Here is a 22646-nt window from a genome sequence, read left to right as displayed (position 1 = left end):
GTATGAAATCAACAACATTTGGAATAATAGTTATTTTGGCCATAGGATTGATTTGTGGCGGGTGCGAAAAAGAGGTGAATTATAACGGTAAAGAGTATACTAAAAAAATGGTATTAAACTCCATGATTGATTGCAGCCAAGACACTCATTTTATCAAAATTTCAGAGAGTGTTTTCGTATACTCAAATCAAAATCCTCAACCCATAGATGACGCTAATCTCGAAGTAAAAATTAATAATTTGCCTGTTGGAGTCGTTTACGACCATAGCACAAATGAACATCGTTATTATAGGTTTGAAGCCTCATTGAATCCCAAAGACAAAATTGAAGTTACAGGCGATTCGCAATCACACGGTTATGTAAAAGGACAGGATATCGTCCCCAATCCTCCTCAAATATTAGCCGTAACACCGGAATGGTTTACCGGAATCAAGGATGGTATATCTTACTTACGTACAAAAATTAAAATTAAAGACATCCCTGATGAAGATAATTTCTATCGTATCGTCATCCACGATAAAGTTATATTTGAGGAAAGCAGTCCAGAAGAAGCAAAATGGTTTACATCTGATATTTACGTTGATCAGGAAATACTTTTTAAAGATATTTTAGGAACGCTTGGAGAAACGAATACAAGTCTTTTTGCTATTTTTTCTGACAAGTTATTTCAAGGACAAGAGTATTTATTGAATGTATATATACGAAAAGACAATTTTTCGGCATTAAATGCAGAACACTATGTAAAAGTTGAAATCCTTTCTCTTTCAGAAAATTTATATCGGTATTTGCGCTCATTGGAACTTGCCACAAATGGAGACAATTTTTCCGAGCCAGTGAAAATATTCACAAATATCGATGGTGGATTCGGCGTTTTTGGCTCATATACAATTGACCAACAAATAGTCAACATCGATTAACCAAGTGAAATCATTGCATATTTTATCAATAAAAATATAATTAAGAGCTACAATACAAAAATATAAGCACGAAACATTTTTTATCATTTTACATAATAAAGCCATTAACTTTCTACTATGCATTCATTATTCAAGTTATTTAGGTTCATCTTTCTCGTATCGTTTTTTTTCATTAGCTGCGAAGATGATGATTATCCTACTATACAAAAAGAAACAGTCATTGTTTATATGGTAGCAGATAATGATTTAAGTGATGAAGCATTTGATGACATAAATGAAATGGAGTATTTTTTTGAAAGCAAAGCCGGAAACTTAATTGTTTATATAGACTCTGGTGAAGAAGCTCCACGAATAATTAAGGTATGTCCAGATCAATCAGACAAGATCGTGAGTAAAACGATTATTACTTACCCTGAGCAAAACTCAGCAAGCCCCACGGTATTCAGAGCCGTAATAGATGATATTATGGAGTCATACCCCTCCGAATCGTATGGTTTAATTTTATGGTCACATGCCACAGGATGGCTCCCACCAGCTAACAATACGTTAAAATCCTTTGGTTTGGATGAAAATTTAGAAATGGACATTTTAAACTTGGAGGAAGCTATTCCAGACAAAACCTTTGAATATATTATGTTTGATGCCTGTCTTATGGGGAGTGTAGAAGTGGTGTACCAGTTAAGGTATAAAGCACCATACATTCTTGCTTCACCAACAGAAATACTTGCAAATGGTTTTCCATACTCAAATATCGTTACTTCACTGTTTGACCAAAACGAAAGCATTCAACAAAGGTTAGAAAATATTGCCAATGAGTATATGGACTATTACATGGCTCAATCGGGAAAATATAAATCTGCAAGTATTTCTCTTATCCAAACCAATGCTTTAGACGAACTGGCCTCAAAAACCTCTGAATTATTAAATTCTTACAGTCTGCAAAAATGGGAATACAAACAAAATATCGCTCAACGTTTGGATTTATTAGAGAGTGCACTGGCATTTGATTTTGAAGATTTTTTAGCTAATAATTATCCGGATACTGCTGTGGTGGAGGTAAAACAACAGCTTAATAACGCTGTTCTATATAAAGAGCATACTGAAGCATTCCTAACTATTAATCAAATTCATAAATTTTGTGGACTTAGTTGCTATATTCCTCAAGTAGAGTTTGAAAAACTGAATAATTATTACCAAAAACTATCATGGAGCAAAGACAGCGGATTTAATTTACTTTTTGCCGATTAATTCTACTTTGATACTTTTAATTTTTTATAAAAACATATGATGTATTAGAACTTCGTTATGAGCATTGAAATGGCCATAAAAGAAGACTTTTCTGACACGAGGCATAACGGAATTAAACCTGAAAGTTTCTTTACGCTCGAATTAATAATCAATCATCGCTTTAGAGTAAATTGTGTTTTACTTCATAGATGATACATCGCTTGCTCTTGAAATTTGCGTTAACGTCCTTTTTATCATTGCCACAAAAAGAACCCAAAAGGTCTAGAACAATATAAGATTAAAAGCCCCCAACCCCACTTAGTCGATGCTTTTGTTTGGGTTACAAATTTATTCTTTTCTCTATCAGAAACAGAAATTTCCGCCAAGTTATTAAAAGATCAAAATTTACAGTTTTATGCTGCCTGCCCATACTCGTTCATTAACATAGGCATTGCGTTATTCTTAGAAGCTTTAATTACAATAACTTACATAAGTAAAATACTTTTCTCCGTTTTCCGCTATTCCTTCTTCTGTTCTTTTCATTCCGCACTTCTCTGAAAGCCTTACTGAGGCGATATTCTTGGCATACATTCTGGCAATCAAAGTCTCCGTTTTCAGTACTTCAAATCCATATTTCAATAATCCACTACAGATTTCCTTGCCATAACCTTTTCCCCAATAAACAAAATCAAGTATATAACCTAACTCTAATTTTTTACAGTCTTGGAAAGAATTAAACAGTCCAGCTTCTCCAATTATATTTCCTGTTGACTTCTCTTCTACAATGAAAATTCCCATCCCGAATTTGCCGTATTTATTTACAGCTTCTACTTTTCCGCAAAGCTCTTCCATTGTCCAGTGATGCTTTCCTTTTGAAACGAACTGCATATTTCTGGCATTATTGTAAATCTCTAACAAGACCCTCAAATCTGTTTGTTCCAGATGGCGTATTAACAAACACTTTGTCTCAAATATAGTCATAATGTGATTTGAAATGGTTTGAAATAATTGTTCGTTTCGGACGATGTGTTCCCAATAATTGCGTTGCCATAATTTCCCGTCAAATGGTTTCCATTTTTTATTTTTTATCATCATCAATATGACCAAACAAACATTCACGTTTTTTTACGCAAATGGTAATGAAATACAATCCTGCCTACGAATAATCATATTCTTGATCTACGATGATGGATATTTGGATTGTATTTATTCATTATATCACCAAAATAATGTTCGCGATGTTGAATGTAGATGGTTACAAAACAGGTCGCATTGGAGCCGTAATCCCAATTGTCGATTTAGATAAACTTGTAACACTTGATGCTTCATTGTATTTATACCAATCAATTTACTAAAACTCCACAACATTAACAACTCGCCATTTTAAAGTCACTCGCCATGCACGGCAAACCAACAAGAGCTGTCTCCTTAGGCAAGAAACAGCTCTTTTCAGATTGTAATAAATTGGCAATAATCTTCTATTTCTTCAAATTGGCAATACTTTCTTCCAAGGCTTTAATTTTGGCCTCTGCATCCGCTTGCTTTTGTTTCTCAATGGCCACTACCTTTTCGGGGGCATTATTTACAAAGCGTTCATTGCTCAATTTTTTGGTAACCGAAATCAAAAAGCCTTTGTTATATTTTAAATCAGCTTCCAGACGCTCAATCTCTGCTTTCACATCAATCAAGTCGCCCATGGGAATAAAATATTCATTGGCTTTAACCATAAACGACAATGCGCCATTTACTTTTTGATTCACAAAGGTTATATCCTCAGCATTGGCCAGTTTAGCCAAGACGGCATCAAAAGTCTTATCATAGCTTCCTGTATTATCCAAAATACTCAAAGCGATACTATCTTTATGAGGGATATTTTTTTGCTTACGAATATTTCTAACGCCACCAATAGCTTCCTGTGTTAGCTCAAAACTTGCCAATAACTCTTCATCCACTTTATCGGGCTTTGGCATATCCGCCACCATCACGCTCTCCCCTTCGTTTCTATCATCCAATAGCTGCCATATCTCTTCCGAGATAAAAGGCATAAAAGGGTGAAGCAATCGTAATATTTTATCAAAATTTTCGATGGTTGCCTGATAAGTACAACTATCAATGGGTTGTTGATACCCTGGTTTCACAATTTCAAGATACCAAGAAGAGAAATCATCGCGAAACAAAGTATAAACACTCATCAAAGCATCCGATATACGAAACTTATCAAAGTGATCATTCACCAAAGTAATTGTTTGATTCAACTTATGGGTAAACCACTCAATACCTTTGGCTGCGCTTTCGGGCTGATCCAATGATTCATCCACTCTCCAACCTTTCACCAATCGGAAGGCATTCCAGATTTTATTGGAGAAGTTACGCCCTTGCTCGGTCAATCCTTCATCAAAAAGCAAATCACCCCCGGCAGGAGAACAAAGCAACATACCCACACGAACGCCATCTGCTCCATACTTAGCAATCAGATCCAACGGATCGGGGGAGTTACCCAACTGTTTACTCATTTTACGACCTTGTTTATCACGTACCATCCCTGTAAAATACACATTTTTAAAAGGGAAGGTACCTTTAAACTCATAACCTGCCATGATCATACGAGCCACCCAGAAGAAAATAATATCATGCCCCGTCACCAAATCACTGGTGGGATAATAATAATCGATCTCTTTTTTTTCTGGGTTAAAACCGTCGAATACAGAAATAGGCCATAGCCAACTGGAAGCCCAAGTATCTAACACATCTTCCTCCTGTCTTAAATCATCAATGGTCAATGCGGTGTTTCCACTTTTCTCCTGTGCTAGGCGTACGGCTTCCTCTTTACTTTTGGCCACCACAAAATCGCCATTATTCAGGTAATATACCGGAATACGGTGTCCCCAATAAAGTTGGCGTGAGATACACCAATCTTTCACATTCTCCATCCAGTGACGGTAAACATTTTTGAACTTGGCAGGGTGAAATTTAACCTCATCATTCATCACTGCATCCAAAGCCACTTTGGCCATGTCAGTCATTTTCAAGAACCATTGGGCTGAGAGCTTAGGTTCAATCACAGCACCTGTCCTTTCAGAACACCCCACCTTATTATCGTAGTCTTCGATCTTCAACAAGTTTCCTGCTTTTTTCAAATCAGGAATAATCTCCTCACGAACCACAAAGCGATCTTTACCTACAAACAGCTGAGCTGCTTCACTCAGTGTTCCATTATCATTTAAAATATCAATACTTTCCAAATGATGACGCATTCCAATTTCATAATCATGCAAATCGTGAGCCGGCGTAATCTTCAGACATCCTGTACCAAACTCCATATCCACATAATCATCTTCAATAATAGGAATAGAACGATTGATTAAAGGCACCAATACTCTTTTTCCTCTCAGATGCTGAAAGCGTTCATCGTTGGGATTAATACAAACTGCTGTATCTCCTAAGATAGTCTCTGGACGTGTTGTTGCAATAGTAACATATTCATCCTCACCTTCTATTTTATAAAGTAAATAATATAACTTAGAATGTTCTTCTTTATAAACCACCTCTTCGTCCGAAACAGCTGTTAGAGCGGCAGGATCCCAATTCACCATACGAACACCACGATAAATAAGTCCTTTTTCATAAAGCTTTACGAAGGTATCCATAACGGCCTCACTGCGTGTTTCATCTAAGGTAAAGCAAGTGCGATCCCAATCACATGAAGCACCTAGTTTCTTTAGCTGCTCCAAAATGATACCGCCATGTTTATCAGTCCAGTCCCAAGCATGTTTTAGAAACTCCTCACGCGAAAGGTCAGCTTTATCAATCCCCTCATTTTTCAATTTATTTACCACTTTAGCTTCCGTCGCAATAGAAGCATGGTCGGTACCGGGCACCCAGCACGCATTTTTACCCATCATGCGTGCACGACGCACCAATATATCCTGTATGGTATTGTTTAGCATATGCCCCATATGTAACATTCCTGTTACATTCGGTGGTGGAATGACGACAGTATATGGCTCTCTTTCATCCGGTTCTGAATGAAAATATTTATGATCCATCCAATACTTATACCACTTATCCTCCGTGTTGGCAGGATTATACGTGCTTGCTAATTCCATATTTGTTTAATTAGATTTTTAGATTTTTAGATAAGAGACAAGAGTGCGATAAAGGTCGCCACAGTATCTATTATATAATCGTCTAACTTATTTGCTTCATTAATAAGTTGCAAAAATATAAAAATTAAAAGAATGGAGAATAATGCCACCCAGCTTTTGATGGGAGTTTTTTACTTTCTGTCAAAACCAGGCACATATTTAACATGGATCGTTGGAATTAATCCATAAAGTATATTAGAAAATCTATATCAAATTAAAACCACTACCAATCAAGTCACCCGCTAACTTGTTTCAATGCACCCTAACACCTTTTTCTTAAAGAAGGAGGAACATTAAAGGTAGGCTCAGCTACTCCAGGCTTCCTAGATTAAAGCTAAGCCTAAATCCCCACCGCTCAAACTGCATCTCTTCGAACCCGGCAAACACACCAATATTGGCAACTAAAAAGAGCTGACTGATACCGTAACCTACCTCATTATAATTTCTAAAATCAGCTTGTGTTAAATGACTTAGGTAGATATTTTCATTCCAAAGTTTATCTTGTAAAAATGGTATGTTTTTTATCAACAAATAAGGGGTTGAATAACTAAAATGGCCTTCCAAATACCACTCATTGGTACTATACTCATAATCATTCAACAAATTAAAGTTACGCTCCCAGCTCTTAAACGAAACAGGTATTTCACTGGTATTAAAATGCTTAAAATGGGAAAAATGCATGGATGAATGATCAAAAAAATACCCGGCACTCATGTCATAAGTTAAATGATACATAAAGCTCCATTCCAACTTCTGACTGATACCCAACACCAACAAATCATAACGAGAATCGGCACTCCACAAATCACTAAATCCACCCTTATAACGCAGCATAAAAGTAGGATAATCCGAATGCACCATGCGTTTATAGTTACCATTAATTCTATAATAATACTTGGGGGTATAGTCTATTTGAGCTTCCACATCCAAGGCTCTTCGCCCTCTAAACAGCTCCGGATCCATGTGATACAATACCTCGTTATTATCTCTATAGTTTCTACCTGGATAGGCCAGAGAATACTGGGTACTATTTTCCATTCTATGCAGGTTTTGATAACGAAGCTGAAGATTAAACATTAATCCATTGGCAATATAGCTGCGTCCTCCTAATAAAAAATAGTTATCCTTATATAACTTCATATAATTGTCCTTCAACAAAAGCGACGAAACCATATTCACAAAAGGAGAAATACCACTTGTTCCATTAAAATCCCTGCTCCACTGTCCTCCTTCCATAAAAAATTTAGTATGCGTAATATAGTCGACTCCCCACACACTGCGTAACTTCCACATCATATTTTTTCTCCCAAAGGAATATTTCAGTTCAGGGAAAAAATCCACTCTACCTTTGGGATCTAATAATTTTTTGATTTTAAATTTTTGATGAAAAGTTAAACCATCCACCGCATTAAATCCAAAAGACATTGGGTTCAACAAGCCATCATATTTTATTCTGAACGTAGAATCAGATGAGTAGTGTTTCCCTCCGAATAAAATTTTACCATAACCTTTGCTAAAGGCCGAAGGCTCCTTCGCATAGTCTACGCTGTCTGCATTCATTCCTGCCAGGGCCAGTGTCAATGAATCGCGGATACCAAAACTTTCTATTTCACTCTTAGTAAGCGGAATAGGTCTTATCTCGTTCCAATCAATAGCATCAGCACTCACGGTATCTCTCACAATTTGATACAAACTATCCTGAGATTCCAGTCTCAAGCCCTTTCCAAGCGACTCTACACTTTTATTTTCCTTTTCCATCAAGCGTGATAGTTTCATCATTTCGCGGTTACTCAAATCGTCTTTTTTCAAGAGTGCCTCCACCTTTTGCTGATTTTTACTCAGCGGCTTCTCCGCTTCCATTTCTCTTAAGAAGGCCTGTTCCGACTCCACCTCGGCATAGGCTATTTTAAGCGACGAAGGCACAGGCAAGCCACTATTTAACTCCACCTCATCATATTTCACCGATCCACCATAATTGGCCTCAACATTAAAACCCATCATTTTTACATCCACATCAAAATGGTGACTCACAGGCAGCCAGGCCTTACCCTTCACTTGCTCTTGCACTTGCTTGATTCGGATCTTACCAAAAAACTGTTCATTAAGCAGGTCTACAGAATGTAAATTCCAAAGCTTATCAACAATGTAGATATAACCCGCAAAAAGCTTCTGGTTTTTACGCTTGGGTATTACTTTAATTTTATTTACATAATAATCACCCTCTTGAAAAAAGCCCTCATACCTATATTTATAAAAAGACAAAGCCTTACGCGATATGGGAGAAATGGCCAAATCACTTTCTGAGTCGTAAAAACTATAATTTAAAAAACCCAACACTTCATCTTCTCCATCATTAGGAATCGTGGAACGTTTAGATATTTGCTTATGCACATAACGATTGGGTGAGTTAAATGTAATTTCATTGACCGACTCGGCCAGGTAACTTTTTCCCTCTTCAATTCCTTGTTCTTTCAATTGTTTTCGGAAAAGACGTGGAACCTTATTCATATCAAAGCCACCTTTCAAATACACATTGGCTTTATAATGCTTGATCTGTCTAAGAAAATAAGGTGCCAGACCAATGGATTTCCGGATAATTCCATAAGCTGGGTCTTCGTTTCCCGAAAACACCCTCACTTCTTTTATCTTATAGTCTTGTGCCTTTAATTCAATATTTTTCACGATATCATGCCCCTCCATATTCACCTCCAACTGAACCTTTGCAAAGCTTAAGGCCTGAAACGACACATGAGATATGCCCGAAGGCAGTTCAACACTATATTCTCCCATTAAATTAGAAGTGGTACCCGTTGTTAATTCCTTAATATAGATAGAAGCAAAAGGAATAGGAGCTCCATCGGAAGAAGTAACCACCCCGGACAGGGTTTGAGCATAGGAACCAAAATTAAACAGGATAAACAAAAAAAACACAACGATCAGTTTCCTCCGATCAAGTTTAACAAGACCTTTTAATAAAATATTTATATTCTGGGGAGACTCCACACTTGGCATATCAATCATTTTCATTCTAGGTTCAATGAATATAACGCATAACCAGCCCAATAGTTACACGATAAATATAATAGATAATTTCCCTTAACATCAACAAACAAAGCACAATTTCTAAATTTCAGCGTCAAAAATATGATAAATGACAGGTTTTAGGTACTTTTGTCACTTCATTTTTGGCCACCACAAATAAAAATTAATATGCCATCTATTTCTAAACGCGGGTACGACATGCCCGCTTCGCCCATACGCAAACTAGTACCCTATGCAAACAGTGCAAAACAAAGGGGTATTAAAATATATCACTTAAACATTGGTCAGCCTGATATCCATACTCCTAAAGTTGCAATAAATGCCATTAAAAACATTGATCGAAAGGTGTTGGAATATAGCGACTCTGCGGGTATTCCTGCTTTACGTGAAAAACTTACCCATTACTATCGTGCACAAAACATTGAACTCTCGAAGGAAGAGATTATGGTAACGACAGGAGGATCAGAGGCCTTTATATTTGCTTTTTTCTGTTGTTTTAATCCTGGCGATGAAATCATCATTCCTGAACCTTTTTATGCAAACTACAGCAGCTTTGCCAATGCCATGGGTATTAACATAAAACCCATTTCTTCAACCTTTGAAAGGGGCTTTGCCCTTCCAACCATTGAAAAATTTGAGAAATTAATTACGCCACAAACCAAAGGTATTTTCATATGCAACCCCAATAATCCAACCGGTTATTTATATTCTAAAGAGGAATTACACCAGCTTAGGGATATTGTATTACAAAATAATTTATTTTTACTCTCTGATGAAGTCTACAGGGAGTTTTGTTACGACGAACGAGGGCATTTCTCTGCCCTAAACCTGAAAGGCCTTGAAGAAAACGTGGTACTCATAGACTCTTTTAGCAAGCGTTATAGTGAATGTGGCATTCGCATAGGCACTTTGGTTAGCCGAAACAAAGAACTTATCTCATCCGCTTTAAAGTTTGCGCAAGCACGATTAAGTCCTCCTCTACTTGGTCAAATAGCAGCCATCGCCTCTCTAGATGTGGCACCTAAGTACACAGCCGATGTTTACAAAGAATATCTTCAGCGGAGGGATGTACTGGTGGAAGGACTCAATAAGATACCCGGTGTAAAATCGTTGATTCCCAAGGGAGCTTTCTATACCATGGCTAAATTACCAGTAAAAGATTCTGAGCATTTTTGCCAGTGGATTCTTAGTGATTTTGAGTACCAAGGTCAAACCGTCATGATGGCCCCTGGTTCTGGCTTTTACAGCAGCCGCTATCTAGGAAAAGACGAAGTCAGAATAGCGTACGTTCTTAATGTAGAAGAGCTAAAAAAAGCACTGATTGTCATTGAAAAAGCCTTGGAAGTATACCCCGGAAAAATAAATTAAGCAACAAGAATCCATGGCAGTCATAAGAAACAATATACAATGACTTTTGGCTTAGATAATAAATAAGCTAGAGAAGCCATATGGAAGATGTTTGTTGTTAAGGACGAATCATTATCTTTGGGGTGTTTTTTGTATTTACTTAAAATGCCCCATTGTTTTGAACCTCAATTTATACATAGCCAACAAAATCAGAAAAGGAGAAATCACCGGTAAAAAATTATCGGGTCCTATCATTACTGTTGCTACCATTGGTATTGTTTTAGGTATAACAGTCATGATTCTTTCTCTATCCATAGGAACAGGTTTTAAAAGGGAAATCAGAAATAAAATCATAGGATTTGGCGCCCACATACAAATAGTCAATTACGACTACAATTCTTCATACGAAACCAACCCCATTGAACGAGACTCTGCATTTGTGAACCAAGTTTTAAAAATTCCGGGAGTAAAAAATGTGCAAGAATTCGCAACCAAACCCGGATTACTAAAAACAAAAGAAAACATACAAGGGGTCATTATCAAAGGCATTGGTAAGGACTTTAACTGGGATTACTTTGACCAAATTATTGTAGAAGGACAAAAACCGGATGTCACGCAAGAAAAGACATCCAATGACATTATTATTTCACGCACACTGGCACGTCTGCTAAAATTAAAAATAGGCGATAAAGTACCCACTTATTTTTTCCAAGATAGAATCAGACCGCGCAACTTTCGTATTTCTGCCATTTACGACTCCAGCTTACCCGAGTTTGACAAGGTATTTTTGTTTGTAGATATACGCCATATCATAAAATTAAACAAGTGGAACGACAATCAGGTTACAGGTTACGAAGTAACATTAAACGAGTTCGATGACATCCCTGAACTGTCCTCTCAAATAGATCTATTGGCCGCCTCTAAAATCTCTCCCGATGGCGGCTTATTGCGTACCACAACCATCATACAACAACAACCACAAATATTTGGCTGGTTAAACCTACTGGATACCAATGTGGCTGTTATACTCATATTAATCGTTTTGGTAGCCGGGTTCAATATGATCTCCGGTTTGCTAATTATTATACTGGAACGCACCGCCATGATTGGTATATTAAAAGCCCTGGGCAAGCAGAATCATAACATACGCAAGGTTTTTATATACCTAGCTACCTTTATCATTGCCAAAGGCGTACTCATTGGAAATTTTATAGGCATCTCTATTTGTCTTCTACAAAAATACTTTGGTATCATCTCATTAGATCCTGAAAATTACTACCTGAATACTGTTCCCATCCACCTAAATTTACTACACATTTTATACCTTAATATGGGTACAATTGTAGTCTCATACCTAATGATGATAGCACCATCGTATCTGGCAACAAAAATTACACCAGTGGAAGCTATACGCTTTGATTAACTTAAGTGATATATTTACCCATTTTTTAACGTTTTTTTTCATGAAGGCGGGAATACCATGAATTAAAACAATTTACACTACACATGTAGACTTTTAATTATAGAAACGGTATCCAATCATTTTCAACCAATGAGTTATTCCCATTTAAATACTCAATTACCAACAAATGAACCACAGAACAGGCCACAACAATACACCCAAGGCCGACATTGGCGAAAGGCTAATACCAAGAAAGAATTAGCACACCACTCCGTTGTTATGTTCTGCTTCGTACACCTACTGAACGATATCGGACACTTATCACAAGAAGCACACAAGAGCTAAACAACCTGACCTTCAACTTTTTTTTCACCCCTACACCTTGACCACCAAGCACTACAGACTATTACATAAATTATTTATCAGACACTTAGATCTTATGGCATGGTTTTTACTTATACCCTCTATGTATTTAATACAAAAGGTTTAAATTAAAGACAAGACAATGAGAAAAAATGCTGGAAACGTCCGGCATTTTTTTTGCCATCAACAAAGACAATAAGGTTATTCCATTGAATAAAAACAAGCAAGTAAGTGTAAATATTTCCGTTTTATTTAGTATATTAATTGCTCTATTAAGAATAAGATAAATATGCCAGATAATTTCATTCATCAACTTGCAGAACGTTTAAAAGAGGCTTTACCCGGGGCATATGCACAAAACAAAATGTCGCCCAATATTCGTTTTACAGGTCATATGACACCCAATACACACCCAACCAGAGAAAGCAGTGTGCTAATATTATTTTACCTAAAAAACAATGAATTATACATCCCTTTTATCCAGCGTCCCAAATACAACGGACCTCACAGTGGCCAAATAAGCTTGCCTGGCGGAAAATTTGAACCTCAGGATAAAGACTTACTTGACACCGCATTACGCGAAACATGGGAAGAGATAGGAGTTGGACCAGAAAACCTACAAATAATCGGTCGCTTAACGCCCACCTACATACCCAACAGCAATTTTAACGTAACGCCCTATATTGCTTATCTACCACAACAGCCAATATTTACACCCGACTCCTATGAGGTAGATGATATAATAGAGGCCAGGGTAACTCAGTTGATAGCTCCGGAAACCATTGATTTACTTATAAAAACAGTACAAGGCATACAAATAAGAGCACCCTATTTCAACATTGACAACCATCAAATATGGGGTGCCACAGCCATGATAATCAGCGAACTAAAGGAACTTATTTGCAAGCTAGATACTATTCCATCAAGTTCTTGTAATGTTCATAACGATCCAGAATCTCAGTGACATACAAATAAGGCTCTTCACCCCTACAGTATCCAAACTGAACCACCGGATCATTAAAATAGATAGGCTTAGATTTATTCAACAGATAAAAATCCACATTATCTTCCCACACCTTGGGGTTTTTACCATTTTTCTCAGCCAGTCGCATAGCATCCAACACATGTCCTAGTCCCACATTATAAGAAGCCAAAATAAATTTCAGCCGTTCCTCAGGGTCATCGATACGCAAGGCCAATCTAGAATCTAACCATTTCAGGAATTGTATTCCACCACGTATATTTTCCTGAGGCGAGGTGATATCGTGCACTCCAAAGCGTTTGGCTGTTTCCGGCATCAACTGCATGAGGCCTTGTGCTCCAGCCCAACTTTTAATTTCAGGTAAAAACCGCGACTCCTGATAGATCAAGGCAGCTATCAAGCGCCAATCCCAATCAATAGTAGCACTTTCTCTTTTAATGATATCATCAAACTTAGATACCAAACCTCCTTTTATGGAATTAAAACCCGAATCCACAATATGTGTAGAACGTCTATTTTCGAAATATTTTTTATAAATCAACCTATATTTGGTCGTTTTTCGGAAGCGTACCAACCAATTGTTAACCACATGAAGCAAATCAGGCGAGTTTTTGCGCACCCCCCAGGCTATCTTTTGCGGAAAACTAATGGCTGTTTCCACATCAATATTCTTATAATAGTTTAAATTTACCTTGGCTAGATTTTCATCGCATATAGTATAGGCAATTTCACCTTCGGCTACCAGTCCTATCAACTGTTCCGCTTCGTAATCCGGGATTTCGACAATATTAATACTATCACCTATCTCATCTGCCAGATGACGTAAACGCGTAACATACGAAGAACCTTTTTGAACATAAATGGTTTTTCCGGCCAAATCGAGCTGATTACGGATTAAATGATTAAACCTAATCTTTGCTTTGGCACTGTCCTTTTTCTCATGTTTACGCTGCACTAACACCTGACGTGAATAAGTATGCGGTTCAGTAAACTGTATCTCCTTGCTTCGCTCTCGCGTAACAGTGAGATTTTGTGCTATTAAATCTATTTTACCGGACTTTAGGTAGGCGATATTATCATGCACATCATTACTAACTTTCACTTCCAACTTAATACCCAGGTTATTACAAAACTCCTCCAACAGTTCCAGTTGGTATCCCATAGGTCTACCCTTATAAATAAAGTAGTTGGTAGAATTATAGTCAGTAGCCACTTTTAGCTTACCCCGTTCTTGTATACCCTCCAAATCAAAATCCACTTCTGTATCCATCTCTACCTGCTTTGTTTTCTTTGTTTCGGTAGTACAAGCTACCAAAACCAACATAAGCAAAATCCATGATTTCACAATTCGTCTCATACACAATTGTTTATCTTTAGCTGGACAAATATAATCGAAAAAACACTGTTTTCAAATTACCTTTGACGAGCAACACATCAAACAAAAACACTTTAATCGTAAAAGTTCCATGAGATACCCCATTTGAAACGAATCGGCGCATAAGGATAACCCACTGTTAAAAAGTAGTTTCTATCCATTAAGCTTTGATTAAAGTGATCAAACTTCACAAAAATACGGGCTCTTTTTAACTGAAGATTCATAAATGCATCCATAAAAGGATAGTTTCCTATTTTCATTTTATCCTGCAGATAAAACTGACCGGTAGCCGGCATATATGTCGGTGTATAATATTCGGTATGATATTTCACATCCATCCCAATCTGAACATTCAAAACACGCTTGGCTAGATAAAAATCGAAATAATTTGAAGATAGTCCCGCAAAATCAGGCAGAGGATAAAGATCTTCATGCGAAGTATATTGATATGCCAACTTATTATCGCTATGGAAGGCTCCTACTTTAAAATTCTTATACAGTGACACCTGAAAGGCATTTATAAGCTCCGACGATTGGGCTGGCACAGCCTCGTTATTCCAATAAATATAATCTGTTAAGGATTTAGATTCAAATGCCAACTTAAAGTTTCGTGTCGGTATTTTTATTCCAAACTCCACATCAACCTCTTTTTCTTGTTTAAAAACTTGATCCCAACTAAAATGATTAGAATAATATTTCTCAAGAAGAAACTCAGGCTGACTGAGATCTATTTTACCTCTGGCATAAAACCCTGCAGTATCCTTAAAAACTTTATATAAAGTATTCAAATTCCCCTCCAATAAAATATCTCCTGCTTTATACCCTTGCACATAAAGCTTTCCTCCAGCATTCCACCAAAAGTTTTTACCAATATTCTTAAAAATCTGTCCCCCAATATGTGTACTGACCAAACTCTTGGTATCGTAGTGATAGATTGCCTCATCCTGACTCTCATTAATGGTAGGCTCAATCTGGTATTTATAATTTTTAATTTCGTTGGTAACATAAGCTCGCACTCCAAAACGGAGCAAAGAATTAGCCTCCTCATTAAACTTAATCTGAAAGGTGTTCTTAAAATTGGTAAAGATGGTTGTATCACCTGTGGTCAATGGATAATCGTAGTTGGTATTATAAATGGGAAGTACACCATCGGCATCCATATAATTAGACAAATCATCTATTTTAAAAGCTCTTTTATAGCTACTTAGGTGCATAGTATGATACACGGTACTCACCGGTAGCTGCACCTCTTCATCCTGCCCTTCCACCGATTCTGATCCAGCAGACACTTCTGTCAATGAATCCTTATGAAAAACACTCCCTTTGTTTAATTTGATTTTACCTATACCCAAGGATTGGCTTACAAAAAACTGATAATTTTCTATTGTATTGGTTTGATCAGAATATTTGATGGGAATATTTTCTGCTTGGTCGTATCCATAATCGTCAGGATTTAAAATAACATCATGGTCATCATCATCCAGTCCACCATTTTCGTAGTGTTCAATTTTATTATAAGCCAACACGCCATACACATTATACTTATCGCCATTATAACTCATAAAAAAATTAAAATTACGATTGTCTGTTTGCTGCGCATTGTATGACCCAATAGACGAAACCAAGTTATAATGAAAACCAAGATTCACCCGTCTATTAATATTTTGCGTAAAAAAAGCGGATACATTTTCTTCCGACCTTCGTTTTGGCCCTGCATATATATATGTAAGGTTTGTATAAGGCACTTTACTATTGTAAAACTTAATATCTTCAGGCTGTACAAAATAAGCCTGTAACGAATTTAAGAATATAAATTCGTTATCATCATTTTTAAACGATAACAGATTGGATGTATAAGCGCCTCCGATATTACCTAAATGAATATTAGAGAAGCTATTTTTATAAATTGGATCGTATTGTTGAAAACCGGTGGTAACAGTATCTATGTCCAGAGAGTCCACCAAGGTAAAATCATCCAACAGTCTCCACGACCGTAATCTATCTTCAGGAGCCACCTGTACGCCCTTGTTATTCGCTTCATGTTCATCCTGCCCCTTTCCTCCCGGAGACAGACCTCTTTGACCAAGTACATTGACCGCGAAAGTCAACAGAAAAACTAAATATGTCCATTTTTTACTCATTGTGCGCAAAGATAGAAAAAATTGTTTCGAGCCAACAACTAGCTCATTTGTATTTAACTGCCATGTCTAAACAAATTTTACACCAAATAAAATGATTCATTCAAATTAATTCTTCATCGCAGACAAAATGATTTTAATCACAACTTAAAGTACTTATTACATGCACCTTACCCAATAATCCCTTTTAAAAAAAACACCCCATACCTTACATTCCTCCAGTAAATTACCATATATTTTTTTGAAGATGACGATTTTAAATTATTTTTGCGCCTTTAATACTCAAATAATTACACACTTCTACAATAAACTAACAATATGGTTATTTTATCACAAAATAGCCTTTGCCTTTAGTTTGCTGTAGCCTAGAAAACTTTTAAAAATGAAAAAACTTTTATTTGTTGCATTGGTTTTAGCTTTTGTAAGCACCATGAAAGCCCAAAATGTACAATTGCACTACGATTTTGGTGAAGAACGTCAAATGTTCACCACTACCTTTGAGATGTTCAAACCAGACAAGATGGGTAGCACTTTCTTTTTTATTGATCTTGACTATGATACTGACAAAAGAGGAGTAGACAATGGGGTTTCTTTGGCTTATATGGAGATAGCCAGAAGTTTCAAATGGAACGAGACACAAAAACTTGAGCCTCGTATTGAGTTCAATAGTGGAAATGCCTATTTCGGAGCTATTAAAAATGCCTGGTTAGTAGGTGCTCAATACACTTTCAATAATGCTGATTTTTCAAAGATACTAACAGTACAAGCCAACCTTAAGCATATACAGGATGGAAAAATCAATGAAGACTATTCTCAAGAAAACCTTCTTGGCTTTCAGTTAACAGCAGTATGGGGACTTCACTTTGCAGACAGAAAAATATCTGTAACTGGTTTTGCCGATTTCTGGAGAGAAGACAACTATTTCAATGATGAGAAATTTGTTTTCCTAGCTGAACCACAATTTTGGTACAATTTCAACAAAACCATTTCACTGGGTACTGAAATAGAGATGAGCAATAATTTTGCAGATGACAAATTTGTAATTAATCCAACCTTAGCCGCCAAGTGGACTTTCTAATTAACAAGATATGTTAGAGAAATTTTTTCAATTAAAAAAGAATAAGACAAACGTACGTACCGAAGTTATTGCCGGTATCACTACGTTTATGACCATGGCTTATATTTTAGCTGTGAACCCAGACATCCTCTCTGCAACAGGCATGGATAAGGGAGCTATTTTTACAGCCACTGCCATATCGGCAGCTCTGGGTACTTTAGTCATGGCCTTATGGGCAAAATTACCCTTTGCACTAGCTCCGGGCATGGGCTTAAATGCTTTCTTTGCTTTTGGTGTTTGCCTGGGCATGGGTATGTCTTGGCAATTTGCATTAACCGCTGTATTCCTTGAAGGAATTTTGTTTATACTAATGACCGTATTTAACATACGTGAGGTAATTATCAATGCCATCCCCACAAGTATGAAAAATGCCATCTCGGTGGGTATTGGTTTATTTATTGCTTTTATCGGAATGAAGAATGCCGGCATTATCGTAGCCCACGAAGCTACTTTTGTTCACTTAGGTGATATGCAATCGGCTAAAGTATTGCTGGCATTAGGCGGCATCGCCATCACAGGTATACTATTGGCATTAAAAGTAAGAGGAGCCTTACTGATCGGTATGATCGTTACCACAATTGTGGGTATTCCCATTCACGTAACAGAATTACCTCACTTTGATTTCTCCGTTCCTTCCATCTCTTCCATTGCCTGGCAATTTGAGTGGGACTGGATCAATACGGGCGAAGGTATCTTTACTATGATTACCGTCTTATTCACCTTTCTATTTGTAGATATGTTTGACACAGTAGGCACCTTGATTGGTGTTTCTACCAAAGCCAACATGCTAAGCAAAGACGGTCGCATACCCAATGTAAAACAAGCACTTATGGCCGACTCTATCGGAACCACACTGGGAGCAGCCCTGGGTACCTCAACCGTAACAACCTATGTGGAATCAGCTGCTGGAGTCGCCGAAGGAGGTAGAACCGGTCTAACAGCACTTACAACGGCAGGCTTATTCATCGTAGCATTATTTTTGTCGCCTTTATTTCTAATGATTCCGGCAGCCGCTACAGCATCTGCTTTGGTATTGGTTGGTGTTATGATGATGACCCCGGTGAAAAATCTTAATTTTGACGATTACACAGAATCAATACCCGCTTTTTTCACGCTTATTATGATGCCATTGGCATTTTCAATTGCAGAAGGTATTGTATTCGGTATGTTATCCTACGTAATCTTAAAACTGTTTACAGGTAGATACAAGGAGATATCAATCATCTCTTATGTTTTAGCCATATTATTTGTGATGAAATTCATCTTTATGGATTAATCATATTCGCGAGACCATAAAAACGCTTTGGCCTTTTTGCCAAGGCGTTTTTTATTGGTAACAAACACATACTGACTTTGCGTATTCACAACTTCTCTTTCCTCAAAAAATGGCCAAAAATAAATTGTACGAAACTAATTAAATGTGTTGCTTTGTAGGCGTGCTTCGTAAATTCTTATGAACAAAAAAAACACAGACAACCACCATCTCTAAGTTTTTACAAACTAATTATTTACATAAAGGCTTTGTGAAGGCACCATTAAAATGAACTTTTAACAGACATATTTCTTTTGATTTAGTTCTAGAGATCATTCAATAACATCAAATTTCTGCATGAAAGACCTTACAGTAGGAAATGAAGCAAAACTTATTTATCATTTTGCTTTACCCATGGTACTCGGAAATCTATTCCAACAGCTTTATAGCGTAGTTGACAGGATTATTGTAGGACGTTACATCGACGACACCGCATTGGCTGCCATAGGAGCTTCGTTTCCCATTTTCTATGCACTTATCTCATTTATGATTGGTATCGGTAGCGGTGCAACCATCGTTATTTCGCAATATTTCGGCGCCAAAGAAACCGAAAAAGTAAAGCGCGCTATCACAACAATTTTTACCTTTCTATTTTTTGCCAGTATAGTACTCATGTTTATTGGCATTTTTTTTAGTGAAGATATTTTTCGACTTCTCAATGTGGGCGAAGATGTACTTCCACAATCGGTCGAATATTTTACGGTTTATATGACAGGGATGATTGCCTTTTTCGGCTTTAATGGAACTTCGTCCATACTAAGAGGTCTGGGCGACTCTAAAACCCCTCTACGTTTTTTGATCTTTGCAACGATCTTAAATATTATACTAGATATTTTATTTGTAGCTGTCTTTAAATGGGGAATCAAAGCTGCTGCAGCAGCTACTGTCATTTCGCAATTTATTGCCTTTGCCCAGGCAATAATATATCTCGAAAAGAAACAGCATATCATTTCATTCAAATTAAAACAATGGGTTTTTGACTGGGAACTGTTTAAACAGAGCTTACGTATTGGTTTGCCTACCGGATTTCAGCAAACCTTTATTGCATTGAGTATGATGGCACTGATACGCATCGTAAACAATTTTGATTCCACTGTCTTAGCCGCCTATACTGTTGCCGGACAAATTGATTCCCTGGCAGCACTTCCGGCTTTAAATCTGGCCTCTGCCCTATCGGCCTTTGTAGGTCAGAACCTGGGTGCCAACAAGATTGACCGTATCAAAAAAGGCCTACGGGCAACTCTCTTCATGTCATGGAGCATCAGTTTTGTGGTCATGTTGATGACATATTTATTTAGCAAGCCTTTAATGGGCCTATTCTCCAACAATCCTGAAGTTGTTGGCTATGGCTCAAGTTACCTTCTAATTGTCAGCTCCTTTTACCTTATATTCTCAACCATGTTTGTATTACATGGTGTCCTAAGAGGTGCAGGAGCCACCCTAATTCCGATGTTTATCACACTGATGTCACTTTGGATCATCCGAATTCCTTTGGCCATATTCTTCTCAAGGGCATTTGGTGTAGAGGGCATTTGGTGGGCCATACCTGCAGGTTGGACGTTTGGAATGATCGGTTCCTTAATGTATTATTTAAGCGGCAAATGGAAACGTAAAGGTGTTATCAAGCATCAAACACCCAAATACGAAGACATTTGATCGTCTGACACTACCTATCAACGCCAATCTGGTTAAATATAAAAATCAATCCCCAAACAGCTAAAAAAACATCCAACTTCTCTTTTTCTGGAATAAAAGTAATATGTATTTATTATCTTTCAATAAACATAAGAGTCTTATTCCATTTAGATTCGGAGACTTATTTTTATCATTAACAAACACATATAAGAAAATACTATATTTAATTTTATCCAAATATTCTAATTCCCTTTTTAAATCCTTCATATAGTTAACAATAAAATCAGGTTTACGAAGTTGATTCGCTCTCCAATTCAATTGTATCGCTTTTTCTAAATAAGAAATGATCTCATCTATATTATAAGCAGAAGCCAAACCTTCCAACAGAATTTAAATTGTATTGAGAAGCCATACGGTATTCCTTTTAATGAATATCAGTTTGTAAAATAGTTGACCAAGTCTTTTTACTTGAAAATGTAGGTGTTACATAAATAGTTCTCGAATTAAATTCTTGAAACAGTTTATTAACATGTACATCTCCTTTGTCATATATTTTGCCATCCTATTTATAGGACATTACACCCTGAAATTTACAAAGAACGTTTAATGTTATATCGTGTCCGTCACTTCCTGCTCTTTGACGATACCAAACATCAAATTCAATATTGAAAAACACATGTCTATTTCCAGAAGGCTCATGGCTAAAATTGAATGTTTTTCTTGCAAATTTCTAAACCGAAAGATACAGTGAGAAAACAATAAAAAAAACAAATAATAGCTACTGCCAAACGGAAAGGTATTTCTGGTCCACAACAAAAGAGGTATGAAACTTTCCTGAAAGTAAATGATAAGCTTATACGTACGGGAGCACTTACCCATATTTGGTATTCGCAAGGGATGACTTCATATTTATGAAGTTAACAATATCCTTATCTTCGGTTAGCTCAAATAGAAATTTTACTAACATTTACTAATTATGGGTTGTAATAAACCTAAACACATATATCCTATCTATTCCATATCAATAATACCAACAATCTCATAGGCTCTTGTACCATCGACTTGTACTTTTTCATATAAGATATTAGCATATTCATAATAGATTTCATCATTAATTACTACCTTCTCAAAATCGTTCGGCAACTCATAAACAATGGTACCAACTTTTGGTTCAACAACTTCGTATCCTGCCTCAATTTGTGTATAAAAAATCCCATTTGCATAAAAATAATCATAGCTATTAAAATGCACCCTTTTAAAATTTGAGGGCAAGACCTTAATTCTAAACCCAACTTGTGGGGCAATAACAATATAACGATCACTAGATCGGGTATAATACTTATTATTAGCATAGTAATACATGCGTCCTTTGTGCTTAATAACTGTTTTTGCAGGAAGCGACCGAACTGTAACAACCTTTCTACTTGGTTTTTTGTACTTGACTTTTGTGCTCGGAATTCTCTTACTAATTATAACTTTTGATTCTTTCTTATTTTTCGTATAACGTCTGGATTGAGCTGATACTTGAGATGTAAGTGCTACCAAAAGTAATGATGATATTACATATGTCTTTAATAATATTTTCATAATGTATTTGTTTCAAAATAGTTCAACTTATTTTATGGGTCATTTTTTACGACTCCG

The 22646-nt window shown here is 36.7% G+C and carries 14 protein-coding genes; 8 read left to right on the top strand and 6 right to left on the bottom strand.

What is annotated here, in order from left to right; all coding sequences use genetic code 11:
• Nucleotides 1-2 precede the first annotated feature (2 nt).
• Complete coding sequence (locus CYTFE_RS0100515; RefSeq protein ID WP_027470205.1) at nt 3-917, top strand: DUF4249 domain-containing protein; 915 nt, start codon at nt 3-5, stop codon at nt 915-917.
• A 117-nt stretch (nt 918-1034) separates the two neighbouring features.
• Complete coding sequence (locus tag CYTFE_RS0100510) at nt 1035-2165, top strand: clostripain-related cysteine peptidase (protein ID WP_052342894.1); 1131 nt, start codon at nt 1035-1037, stop codon at nt 2163-2165.
• A 450-nt stretch (nt 2166-2615) separates the two neighbouring features.
• Here the strand turns inward: CYTFE_RS0100510 and CYTFE_RS24310 are convergent, their stop codons facing one another.
• The 3 genes from CYTFE_RS24310 to CYTFE_RS0100490 all read right to left on the bottom strand — a co-directional run bounded on the left by CYTFE_RS24310 (nt 2616) and on the right by CYTFE_RS0100490 (nt 9316).
• Complete coding sequence (locus tag CYTFE_RS24310; protein ID WP_052342893.1) at nt 2616-3239, bottom strand: GNAT family N-acetyltransferase; 624 nt, start codon at nt 3237-3239, stop codon at nt 2616-2618.
• A 383-nt stretch (nt 3240-3622) separates the two neighbouring features.
• Nucleotides 3623-6250, bottom strand: coding sequence for a valine--tRNA ligase (locus CYTFE_RS0100495; RefSeq protein WP_027470203.1), 2628 nt, complete (start codon nt 6248-6250; stop codon nt 3623-3625).
• Nucleotides 6251-6598: 348 nt separating this feature from the next.
• Nucleotides 6599-9316, bottom strand: a complete 2718-nt coding sequence (locus CYTFE_RS0100490) for a DUF5686 family protein (protein ID WP_027470202.1) — start codon at nt 9314-9316, stop codon at nt 6599-6601.
• A gap of 183 nt (nt 9317-9499) precedes the next feature.
• On the opposite strand from CYTFE_RS0100490, the gene CYTFE_RS0100485 reads away from it, so the two are divergent.
• From CYTFE_RS0100485 to CYTFE_RS24305, 3 genes are all read left to right on the top strand, one after another.
• Nucleotides 9500-10699 carry a pyridoxal phosphate-dependent aminotransferase gene (locus CYTFE_RS0100485; protein ID WP_027470201.1) on the top strand — a complete coding sequence of 400 codons (1200 nt, stop codon included), beginning with the start codon at nt 9500-9502 and terminating at the stop codon, nt 10697-10699.
• A gap of 157 nt (nt 10700-10856) precedes the next feature.
• Entirely contained in the window at nt 10857-12101 is a 1245-nt protein-coding gene (locus CYTFE_RS0100480; RefSeq protein WP_027470200.1) for an ABC transporter permease, read from the top strand.
• Between the two features lie 631 nt (nt 12102-12732).
• Nucleotides 12733-13407 (top strand): NUDIX hydrolase, encoded by a 675-nt coding sequence (locus CYTFE_RS24305; RefSeq protein ID WP_044212683.1) that lies wholly within the window; start codon nt 12733-12735, stop codon nt 13405-13407.
• Here the strand turns inward: CYTFE_RS24305 and CYTFE_RS0100470 are convergent.
• Complete coding sequence (locus CYTFE_RS0100470) at nt 13358-14782, bottom strand: MltF family protein (protein ID WP_027470199.1); 1425 nt, start codon at nt 14780-14782, stop codon at nt 13358-13360. The two genes, CYTFE_RS24305 and CYTFE_RS0100470, sit on opposite strands and share 50 nt — an antisense overlap.
• 92 nt (nt 14783-14874) lie before the next feature.
• On the bottom strand, nt 14875-16941 hold the full coding sequence (locus CYTFE_RS24300) for a putative porin (RefSeq protein WP_044212682.1): 2067 nt from the start codon (nt 16939-16941) through the stop codon (nt 14875-14877).
• Between the two features lie 379 nt (nt 16942-17320).
• Here CYTFE_RS24300 and CYTFE_RS0100460 point away from each other — a divergent pair, with 379 nt between their 5' ends.
• The 3 genes from CYTFE_RS0100460 to CYTFE_RS0100450 all read left to right on the top strand — a co-directional run bounded on the left by CYTFE_RS0100460 (nt 17321) and on the right by CYTFE_RS0100450 (nt 21023).
• Nucleotides 17321-18016, top strand: coding sequence for a DUF5020 family protein (locus CYTFE_RS0100460; RefSeq protein WP_027470198.1), 696 nt, complete (start codon nt 17321-17323; stop codon nt 18014-18016).
• Nucleotides 18017-18026: 10 nt separating this feature from the next.
• A complete protein-coding gene (locus CYTFE_RS0100455) occupies nt 18027-19331 on the top strand; it encodes an NCS2 family permease (protein WP_027470197.1) in 1305 nt (434 codons plus the stop codon).
• 333 nt (nt 19332-19664) lie between these two features.
• Entirely contained in the window at nt 19665-21023 is a 1359-nt protein-coding gene (locus CYTFE_RS0100450) for an MATE family efflux transporter (RefSeq protein ID WP_027470196.1), read from the top strand.
• A 990-nt stretch (nt 21024-22013) separates the two neighbouring features.
• Here CYTFE_RS0100450 and CYTFE_RS0100440 read toward each other — a convergent pair.
• Entirely contained in the window at nt 22014-22589 is a 576-nt protein-coding gene (locus CYTFE_RS0100440) for a DUF6515 family protein (RefSeq protein WP_027470194.1), read from the bottom strand.
• Between the last annotated feature and the right edge of the window lie 57 nt (nt 22590-22646).

This window comes from Saccharicrinis fermentans DSM 9555 = JCM 21142, assembly GCF_000517085.1.
GTDB classification, from domain to species: Bacteria; Bacteroidota; Bacteroidia; order Bacteroidales; family Marinilabiliaceae; genus Saccharicrinis; species Saccharicrinis fermentans.
Note: the sequence above shows the minus strand (reverse complement) of the source record. Positions and strands in the feature narration are given on the sequence as shown.

Coding starts and splice junctions, on each gene's coding strand:
- CYTFE_RS24305 (WP_044212683.1), top strand. CDS start 12,733: ATGCCAGATAATTTCATTCATCAACTTGCAGAACGTTTAAAAGAGGCT.
- CYTFE_RS0100455 (WP_027470197.1), top strand. CDS start 18,027: ATGTTAGAGAAATTTTTTCAATTAAAAAAGAATAAGACAAACGTACGT.
- CYTFE_RS0100490 (WP_027470202.1), bottom strand. CDS start 9,316: ATGAAAATGATTGATATGCCAAGTGTGGAGTCTCCCCAGAATATAAAT.
- CYTFE_RS0100460 (WP_027470198.1), top strand. CDS start 17,321: ATGAAAAAACTTTTATTTGTTGCATTGGTTTTAGCTTTTGTAAGCACC.
- CYTFE_RS24300 (WP_044212682.1), bottom strand. CDS start 16,941: ATGAGTAAAAAATGGACATATTTAGTTTTTCTGTTGACTTTCGCGGTC.
- CYTFE_RS0100485 (WP_027470201.1), top strand. CDS start 9,500: ATGCCATCTATTTCTAAACGCGGGTACGACATGCCCGCTTCGCCCATA.
- CYTFE_RS0100440 (WP_027470194.1), bottom strand. CDS start 22,589: ATGAAAATATTATTAAAGACATATGTAATATCATCATTACTTTTGGTA.
- CYTFE_RS0100470 (WP_027470199.1), bottom strand. CDS start 14,782: ATGAGACGAATTGTGAAATCATGGATTTTGCTTATGTTGGTTTTGGTA.
- CYTFE_RS0100515 (WP_027470205.1), top strand. CDS start 3: ATGAAATCAACAACATTTGGAATAATAGTTATTTTGGCCATAGGATTG.
- CYTFE_RS24310 (WP_052342893.1), bottom strand. CDS start 3,239: ATGATGATAAAAAATAAAAAATGGAAACCATTTGACGGGAAATTATGG.
- CYTFE_RS0100495 (WP_027470203.1), bottom strand. CDS start 6,250: ATGGAATTAGCAAGCACGTATAATCCTGCCAACACGGAGGATAAGTGG.
- CYTFE_RS0100450 (WP_027470196.1), top strand. CDS start 19,665: ATGAAAGACCTTACAGTAGGAAATGAAGCAAAACTTATTTATCATTTT.
- CYTFE_RS0100510 (WP_052342894.1), top strand. CDS start 1,035: ATGCATTCATTATTCAAGTTATTTAGGTTCATCTTTCTCGTATCGTTT.